This is a genomic window from Cerasicoccus arenae (assembly GCF_014651635.1).
GTDB lineage: Bacteria > Verrucomicrobiota > Verrucomicrobiia > Opitutales > Cerasicoccaceae > Cerasicoccus > Cerasicoccus arenae.
Window position 1 is genome coordinate 89,179 of record NZ_BMXG01000016.1, and the last position, 8,039, is coordinate 97,217.

General features: G+C 54.6%; 7 protein-coding genes. 2 read left to right on the plus strand and 5 right to left on the minus strand.

Annotated elements, in window-relative coordinates; all coding sequences use genetic code 11:
* Positions 1-14: 14 nt before the first annotated feature.
* On the plus strand, positions 15-1,826 hold the full coding sequence (locus tag IE065_RS12860) for a LamG domain-containing protein (protein WP_189515716.1): 1,812 nt from the start codon (positions 15-17) through the stop codon (positions 1,824-1,826).
* Here IE065_RS12860 and IE065_RS12865 read toward each other — a convergent pair.
* The 5 genes from IE065_RS12865 to IE065_RS12885 all read right to left on the minus strand — a co-directional run bounded on the left by IE065_RS12865 (position 1,823) and on the right by IE065_RS12885 (position 6,860).
* Positions 1,823-2,776, minus strand: a complete 954-nt coding sequence (locus IE065_RS12865; RefSeq protein WP_189515718.1) for a class I SAM-dependent methyltransferase — start codon at positions 2,774-2,776, stop codon at positions 1,823-1,825. The two genes, IE065_RS12860 and IE065_RS12865, sit on opposite strands and share 4 nt — an antisense overlap.
* A gap of 186 nt (positions 2,777-2,962) precedes the next feature.
* Positions 2,963-3,775, minus strand: a complete 813-nt coding sequence (locus IE065_RS12870) for an ABC transporter ATP-binding protein (RefSeq protein WP_189515720.1) — start codon at positions 3,773-3,775, stop codon at positions 2,963-2,965.
* A gap of 93 nt (positions 3,776-3,868) precedes the next feature.
* Positions 3,869-4,756 (minus strand): ABC transporter permease, encoded by an 888-nt coding sequence (locus IE065_RS12875; RefSeq protein ID WP_189515722.1) that lies wholly within the window; start codon positions 4,754-4,756, stop codon positions 3,869-3,871.
* 84 nt (positions 4,757-4,840) lie between these two features.
* The gene (gene gmd, locus IE065_RS12880; protein ID WP_189515724.1) at positions 4,841-5,854 is read right to left on the minus strand and encodes a GDP-mannose 4,6-dehydratase; all 1,014 of its coding nucleotides are present in this window, start codon (positions 5,852-5,854) and stop codon (positions 4,841-4,843) included.
* A 19-nt stretch (positions 5,855-5,873) separates the two neighbouring features.
* A complete protein-coding gene (locus IE065_RS12885) occupies positions 5,874-6,860 on the minus strand; it encodes a GDP-mannose 4,6-dehydratase (protein ID WP_200163272.1) in 987 nt (328 codons plus the stop codon).
* A gap of 186 nt (positions 6,861-7,046) precedes the next feature.
* Here IE065_RS12885 and IE065_RS12890 point away from each other — a divergent pair, with 186 nt between their 5' ends.
* Positions 7,047-7,661 carry a HEAT repeat domain-containing protein gene (locus IE065_RS12890; protein ID WP_189515725.1) on the plus strand — a complete coding sequence of 205 codons (615 nt, stop codon included), beginning with the start codon at positions 7,047-7,049 and terminating at the stop codon, positions 7,659-7,661.
* Positions 7,662-8,039: the final 378 nt, after the last annotated feature.

Sequence of the window (8,039 nt, forward strand, 5' to 3'; positions counted from 1 at the left end):
AACCTCCTCCAACTATGTCCACTTTTCCCCGCGCCCGCATCCGCATTGCGGCCGATATGTTTCAGTTCGAAAATTTCGCTGACGAGCTTCGCAGTGGCTTGTCGGGCTTCATTCCCAAGCTACGCGCCGGCGACGACGCGCAGTTTGAAATCGCGCTATTTAACGATGGTGAGTTATTGACCGACCTCTCCGGCATCAGCAGCCTGCACCTCGAAATCAAGCCGCTACACGCTGAAGCTGAGCCTGCGTTTATCGACGACGACGGCGAAGACTACGATCTCCGCGGCCCGTCGTCGCAGGCAGTTTCAATCCGCTCAAAAACCATTGCCGCCAGCGAAATGAACGCGGCACTGACGTTGACCCAGTGGGAGTCCCTCTCTGCTGATCAAGCGCACGCCATTGTCACGCTCGATGCCCCCCAAACCAATCTCGCGCCCGGTGACCGCTGGCTGACGATTGCCGTAACGACCAACGACAGCCCCGCCCAAACACGCACCGTGGCCGCGGGGCGCATCCGCATACTTGGTGGCGGACGCAGCAGCAGCGAGCCAGTTTCTTCATCCAGCGAAACATTTTACTCTGCATCGCAAAGTGATTCTCGATTCTTGCGCCTCTCGGAAAACTTAGCCGATCTAAGCGATGCGGAAGAATCCCGCGGAAACTTGGGCCTAGGCAGCGCCGCACAGATGAATGCCATCGACGAGGATGACTTTGCATCGCAAAGTAATTTACATTTACCCACTCAGCAGAGCGTAAAAACCTACGTGGATACAGCTCTTGCTGCCTTTTCGCCGACTATTCCGCGCCCTGGCGTGTTGCTCGATGGCATTAGCGGGAAGATCAATCTCGGCAACGCCTTCAACCAAGACATGACTGCTGACTGGGCCGTCTGCGGATGGTTTCGAACGGATTTGGGAGCAGAGCAAACCTTGTTGCACAAAGGCGAATCGACGCCGCACCTTCAAATAAGCCTGACTAGTAGCGGGCTGCTGCGCGTAACTTTGGATGACGGATCAGACAGCGTAAGCGTGGACACTACAGCCGTGGTTAACGACGGGCAATGGCACCATTTTGTCGTCAGTATCGATGTCGATAGCGCCATTGGAGTCGCGGTTTACATGGATGGCCAGCTTCAGGCGACGGGCGACCCCACGGCGCTTGGCGACCTGAGCAATGAGGACCCACTGTATATAGGTTCCTCTGGATCGTCACTTTACTTCAGCGGATCACTCAGTGGCTTTGGCTTTCTCAGCCAATCTTTGAGCAGCGATGAAGTTGCCCAATTGCGCGAACACGATCTGAGCAGCTGGATAGCCGTGAATGACACAAGCGACTTGGAGATCGCGCTGCCGCTCGACGAGGGGGTGGGCTATCAGGTGCATGACCTGTCCGGCCATCAGCACGATGGGCTTGCGAGCACTACCGGCGTGAAGCATCTGGCCCCTAAAAGCGAAGGCTACCTGCGCGCCTATGACGTCGATGCCTACAACGGCGGCACGGGTAACGTGGAGCTGATCAGCAGCACGCAGGACATCCTGCCGACAGACAAAGCCCTCATTACGCGCCTCTTGGTTTTTGGCAACAACGGCGGCAGCACGGTCTCCGATATCGACATCCTCCGGAGCAATCGCTCAACGACATCGCCGCTTCTGGACACAACGGCCTCCATCATTCATGGTGGCACCGTCGGCATCGCAGTTGCCGTCTTGGGTAACGTCGCCCAGGGATTGTTTCGCAACAACGTCGTCATCCATTCCACGGACCCTCAGGCAACCAGCCTGGATATCCGGATCGACTACACCTGCCTCCAGGGAGGCGCGCTCTAAGCTCCATGCTTTGTAACGCAAAGCAAGAATGTAGCAACCGCATGATCGCTGGCACTGTGGGAACGCAGTGTCGGCGTGAAGTGCGGACGGGCGACCTCTACCAGCTCACGACTGGCATCCCAGATCTCACTCGAAACTTCAGCCGCCGGAATGTCGCCGAGTGCTTCCTTGTTACCCACAAGATGACGAATCAACACGGAAAAATCGCCATCGAGCGATTCCGCCCATTGACGGTAAGTTTGAAAACGCACGCGGTTAGGACGGCCGGTATTTTGCACCATGAGACGGTGCAACGCAGGCGGCGTATCCATCCAAGCCAACTCGCCCCAGCGCTTGAGCAAACCAAGGTTCCGCAAGTCAATAACGTGCAACATGCGCCCGCCCGGCTTCAGCCGATCATAGCAGAGCTGCAGCAGTGGCACCGGATCGAGCACGTGCTGAAAAACGCTGTTGCTGATAATCAGGTCATACGCCGCCGGATCGCTGCGCAAGTGATCTTCCGCCGCAACTCCCTGAATCAAGCGGAAGTCATTAAAGATACCATCAATACTCTGCGACGCAAAGCGACTTTGCCGAACAAAGTTTCGTTTTTCTTTTTCACGCTCCAGAAGAATTTCTGCTACAAGACGTTCACGCTCCCGATCATGTTGCGATTGAAAGCGCTCAAAGAAAGTTACGCTCTCAGCACCACGTGCACGCATCAGCACCCCCCCCGCCAACGAATCACCTGGGCCAAGTTCGCAAACATCGCCATGATAAGCCCCCCCCCCCAGAATTTCCTCAAACAGGCCAACATACCACTCCGCATAATCGGCAGATTTCTCCGGCGAGTAGCGCGCATGGCGCTTCCCGCTGCCAAGCGATTTGATACCGAGCCTACGGCCCAACCCCAGCGCGAGGTCCGACATCACGTAGGCGTAGCAGGCAAGGCGTTGACGAAGACTAGACATAACCGCCCGCCGAGGAATAAGGTAGAGCAAATCGTTCGAGGGCCCCAGTTCCTGCCAGGCGAACCAGCAATACGTTCTGCGAACTGGGGACAATCCGCGCCAGCTTTGGACATGGCTCCCAGAGCGCGCAGCACCTTGCTTGGAGGCAACGACCGAGCTGGAAGAGGTGGTTCATGGCGAGTGTGTTTACTTGGCCGGCGTTTGAGCTTCCATAAGTGTCAAGCCAGCATCGACATCGGTCGTATCAGTGAGGACCCTCCCCCCCTTGAGCACAATGACGCGCCCACAAAGACTACGGATTTTTTCGGAATCATGGCTCACAAAAAGAATCGTTCGATCTTCCTCCTGAGTCAGCTCGCGCATTTTTTTAAGGCTCTTGGCCTGAAATTCTTTGTCACCCACAGCGAGCACTTCGTCAACGATCAGAATTTCCGAATCGAGGTGCGCGGCGACCGAAAAAGCCAGCCGCACATACATGCCCGAAGAGTAGCGTTTGACGGGTGTGTCGAGGAAGCGCTCTACGCCAGAGAATTCGACGATCTGGTCAAATTTCTTCGAGATTTCCTTACGCGCCATCCCAAGGATCGAGCCGTTAAGGAAAATATTTTCGCGACCAGTAAGCTCGGGGTGAAACCCGGTACCGACCTCAAGCAAACTGGCGAGGCGGCCTTGGATGGTCATCCTCCCGGTGCTGGGTGTAACGATGCGGCTCAGTGTTTTGAGCAAGGTAGACTTGCCCGCGCCATTGCGCCCGATAACGCCAATTCGCTCCCCCGGATAGATAGTAAAATCGAGGTCTTTCAGCGCCCAAAAATCTTCGTCAGTCTCCGGCTTGTGTTCTTCATGAGCCTTTTTGGAAAGGAACTTGAAGGGCGACTTGAGCATCCGCGTGATGTCTTCATTGACGCGCGAGTAACCCGGCATCTTCTGTCCATTAGGCAGATGGTGAATGCGGTATTTCTTGCCGAGATTCTCGACTCTGATCGCGAAGTTATCCATGAAGCTTTACTTGCCGCAAAGAGGCCCAAAAGAGCGCAAAATGATTATCGGTTGAGTATACATCTTTGCGAATCTTGTGCTTATTTGCGGCATTTAAATGATGTCGGCGAACCAGGATTCGCTGCTGCGGAAAAAGCGGATGCCAATGTAGCAAATGCCAAGGGTGAGGATGATCGAAATCCACAGGCCAGGCCAGTAGAGCGTGGCGCTGTCGAGGATCGCCCAGCGGAAACCGTCCACCACGCCGACCATCGGATTGAGCGAGTAAACGAAGCGCCAGGCATCCGGCACCTTGTCACTGCTGAAGCCAACTGGCGTGATGTAGAGGCCAATTTGGACAACGAAGGGCAGGATGTGCTTAAAGTCGCGGTAGCGCACATTGAGCGCCGCAACGAGGGTCCCCACCCCGAAGGAGAGAGTTGCCGCGAGCAGCAAGAGCGGCACGAGGCAGAACAAACGCCAAGTGAAGGCGACATCGTAGCCAATCATCAGAACCACCAGCAGCAGCATGGAAATCGCGAAGTCGACCAAGTTGACCAGCAGCGAGCTGGCGGGCAGGATAAGGCGCGGGAAATATATTTTCGCGACGATGGCGTTATTATTAGTCATCGACATCGCCACGTTGGTCAGGCCCTGCGAAAAGAACTGCCAGACAATGACACCGGAAAAAACCATGACCGCATAGGGAACAGTGGAGCCCTCGGCCAAGCCTGCGAAGTAGCCGAAGACAATCGTCATAACGATCATCATCAACAGCGGTTGCAGAAGCGACCAGCCAATGCCAACCGCCGTCTGCTTGTAGCGGACGATGAAGTCGCGCCAGGCCAAAAAGCCGAACAGCTCGCGAAAACGCCAGATTTCGGCCCACGGCACCATCTGATACTTCGCCGCATCAACATCTACCCGGTGGCCCTTGTAGCGCTCGGGCAAAGGGCGTTGCGAGTAGTCGATATCGGGGTCGCTGGTTTCGATTTCAGGCATTATAATGAATTGGAAAAGGTCGAGACGGTTTCCATCCCGACCTTAAATGCATGCGAAACGGTTTTTCGAAGTCCTCAAATGACGTTACGGACGGTTAGCCGGGTCGAATTTCTTGCCCTGAAGCAGGTCCATATCGGCATCCACCATGATCTTGGCTAGTTGCTTCATGTCCGTTTTCGGCTCCCATCCGAGCTTTTCCTTGGCCTTGGAGTAGTCTCCAATGAGCAGGTCAACTTCGGCGGGGCGCAGGAAGCGCTTGTCGAACTCCACATGTTCCTTCCAGTCAAGGCCGACAGCTTCAAAGGAGGCGTCGAGAAATTCCTTGATCGAGTAGGTTTTGTTGGTGGAGAGGACGAAGTCATCGGGCTCGTCTTGCTGAAGCATACGCCACATGCCTTCCACGTATTCCTTGGCAAAGCCCCAGTCGCGCTTGGCATCGAGGTTACCGAGGTAAAGCTTGTCCTGCTGGCCGAGCTTGATGGCGGCGGCGGCGAGGGTGATCTTGCGGGTGACGAAGGTTTCACCACGGCGCGGAGACTCGTGATTGAAGAGGATGCCGCTGCAGGCATAAAGATCGTAGGACTCGCGGTAGTTGACCGTGAGCCAGTGAGCCATGACCTTGGCACAGGAGTAGGGCGAGCGCGGCCAAAATGGCGTGGTTTCCTTTTGCGGAATTTCCTGCACCTTCCCGAACATTTCAGACGAACTGGCCTGATAGTAGCGGACCTTTTTGCCGATGCCAGACTCGATGATAGCTTCCAGAATGCGACCCGCACCGGTGCCGGTGGTGTCGATGGTGTATTCCGGAATATCAAAGCTCACACGCACGTGGCTCTGGGCGGCGAGATTGTAAATTTCGTCGGGTTGCAGGCTATAAAGGAGCTTCACCAGCGCAACAGAATCGCCGAGGTCACCATAGTGCAGATGCAGACGGGCGTCGGGGCCTTGGGAATATTGACCGAGGTGGTCAATGCGCCCGCGGTTAATCGAGCTTGAGCGGCGGACAATGCCGTGAACCTCATAGCCTTTGGAGAGCAGCAGTTCCGCCAAATAGGAACCGTCTTGCCCAGTGATGCCAGTAATCAGTGCTTTCTTCATTGTATAAGGGTTTATTTAATTAAGCGCGCGAGCGATCCAGCTGAGACTCGACCAGCCGCTGGATCATTTCTTCAAAAGGAACGGTATTTTGCCAGCCGAGCAGGCGCTTGGCCTTGGCGGGGTTACCACAGGGGGCGTAGGGCTCAACCGTCATGACCAGCGCGGGGTCGTGCTTTACATAGTCACGCCAGTTCAGATCGACACAGTTAAAGGCCGCTTCCACGAGTTGCTCAACAGAGTGCAGCTTACCGGTGGCCAGTATAAAGTCGTCCACGGTGTCGCTTTGGAGGATCATCCACATGCCGCGAACGTAATCGGGTGCCCAACCCCAGTCGCGACGCCCTTGCAGGCTGCCTAGCTCGAGCTCTTTCTGTAGGCCCAGCTTAATGCGGGCGGCGGCGCGGGCGATCTTCATGGTAACGAAGGTGTCGCGGCGGCGCGGGGACTCGTGGTTATAAAGAATGGCCGAGCAAGTTGGCAGACTGTAAGCCGTGCGGTAAATGCGGCTCATCTCCTGAGAAAACGATTTGGCGGCACCGTAGGGAGTCGTCGGCCGGACAGGAGTCTGCTCATCCTGCGGAGAATGAACGGGCGAGCCAAAGACTTCGCTGCTGGAGGCGTAAAGGAAGCGAGGCGGCTCATCCAGGTCGCGGATAATTTCCAGCAAACGAAGAGTCGCCATACCAATGCTTTCCACGGTCGCCTCCGGCAATTCCAAGCTCAGGCGCGGGCTGGATTGGCCAGCCAAATGATAAAACTCAGCGGGGCGGGCCTTATTAATAATGCGGCGCAGGTGGGTTGCATCTTCAAAAGCACCCGTGTGCAAGAAAAGCTGTTTCTTAAAAATCGCCTCATTCTCCACCAGATGACGAATATTACCGCTCTGGAGCGATTCCGGGCGATGCACCAGGCCATGCACCTCATAACCCTTTTCCAGCAACATTTCGCAGAGGTAGGAACCATCCTGCCCAGTTATGCCTGTAATAAATGCTGCCTGTTTGCTCACGTAGTGGATATCGAAATTTTTGTCGGGAGCGACTTAGCCACACCCTTCGGGTAAAGGACGATGAATTTGCAGGCTGCATGCAGAGTGTCAAGGTCTGTGATCAATGGGAACTTGTACGGCTCCAAGCAGTCCATTAAGAAAATAAGGTGGACATCACTACTTTGCTGTCCTACCCGAGAAATGCTTATGAAGAAATATCTTATCGCCCTGATTGTTGGCGTCGCCGCAATTGCGATCTTCGCCATTTACGGCCTGAACTCAGGCCCCAAACCAGCGCCAGCTTCTGAAACAGTAGTCGCAACGCCAGCGCCAGCCCCGCTACCAGCTTTATCACAGGGGAAAGCCCCCAAGATGGAGCATAAGGAAAGCGCCTACACCGGGCCAAAAAGAATCGTCCTCGACGGCACCCCTGTCGAAATTAACGGCAAACAAATGGACCTTTCTCAATTTGTACAGCGCGCGGAACCGGGCGACATCGAAGGTGCCATTGCCATGTACCGCGATGAAACAGACCCAACGGAGAAAATCAACCGCCTAGCAGACCTAGCCTACCAGCCCGCTGGGGCCAAAAAAATCCACACCGCACTGGTCGAAGCACTCCAAAATACCGACGAAAACACCCGTGAAGCAGCCTTCGAAGCCATCATCGTTTATGAAGACAAAGCAATGATCCCAGCGCTGGAACGACTCGCCCAAGAATCCAATTCCGACATCACGCGAATCAAAGCCAAAGAAGCCATCGAACTGCTCAATTCGCCCTCCTACAGTGAGCTATATTTCGAGTCTAAAGCAAAAAAATAAGGCTTGCCATCTACACGCTAAATCAGTTGATTGACGCGCTCTATAACTCGCAACACAAGCTACTCGCCTCCAACTCCCGCCATTTTCTTTACTGGAACCGAGCTCATCTCCATTGGCAAAAGCCATGGAAGATGTCGGCACAAATAGCATTCATAACGAAGAAGCCTCGAATTTGTGAATTGACGAAGAAGATGTGGATATTTTTTCTCGCCAATAGATATAAAAGATTTACATCCTAAATCCTGAATAAGCACCTAAAACAAACTAGAAAACTATGAAAATCAAATCCATGATTGCCGTCTTCGCCGCCCTGATCTGCGGTGTAGTTGCAAATGCAGAAGTTGCTGCCAAGCAAACTCTGACCATCACTGGTCGTGT

What these genes read in the sequence shown, in the direction of transcription:
- IE065_RS12860 (WP_189515716.1), top strand. Translation starts at nt 15, where the DNA reads ATGTCCACTTTTCCCCGCGCCCGCATCCGCATTGCGGCCGATATGTTT.
- IE065_RS12865 (WP_189515718.1), bottom strand. Translation starts at nt 2,776, where the DNA reads ATGTCTAGTCTTCGTCAACGCCTTGCCTGCTACGCCTACGTGATGTCG.
- IE065_RS12870 (WP_189515720.1), bottom strand. Translation starts at nt 3,775, where the DNA reads ATGGATAACTTCGCGATCAGAGTCGAGAATCTCGGCAAGAAATACCGC.
- IE065_RS12875 (WP_189515722.1), bottom strand. Translation starts at nt 4,756, where the DNA reads ATGCCTGAAATCGAAACCAGCGACCCCGATATCGACTACTCGCAACGC.
- gmd (WP_189515724.1), bottom strand. Translation starts at nt 5,854, where the DNA reads ATGAAGAAAGCACTGATTACTGGCATCACTGGGCAAGACGGTTCCTAT.
- IE065_RS12890 (WP_189515725.1), top strand. Translation starts at nt 7,047, where the DNA reads ATGAAGAAATATCTTATCGCCCTGATTGTTGGCGTCGCCGCAATTGCG.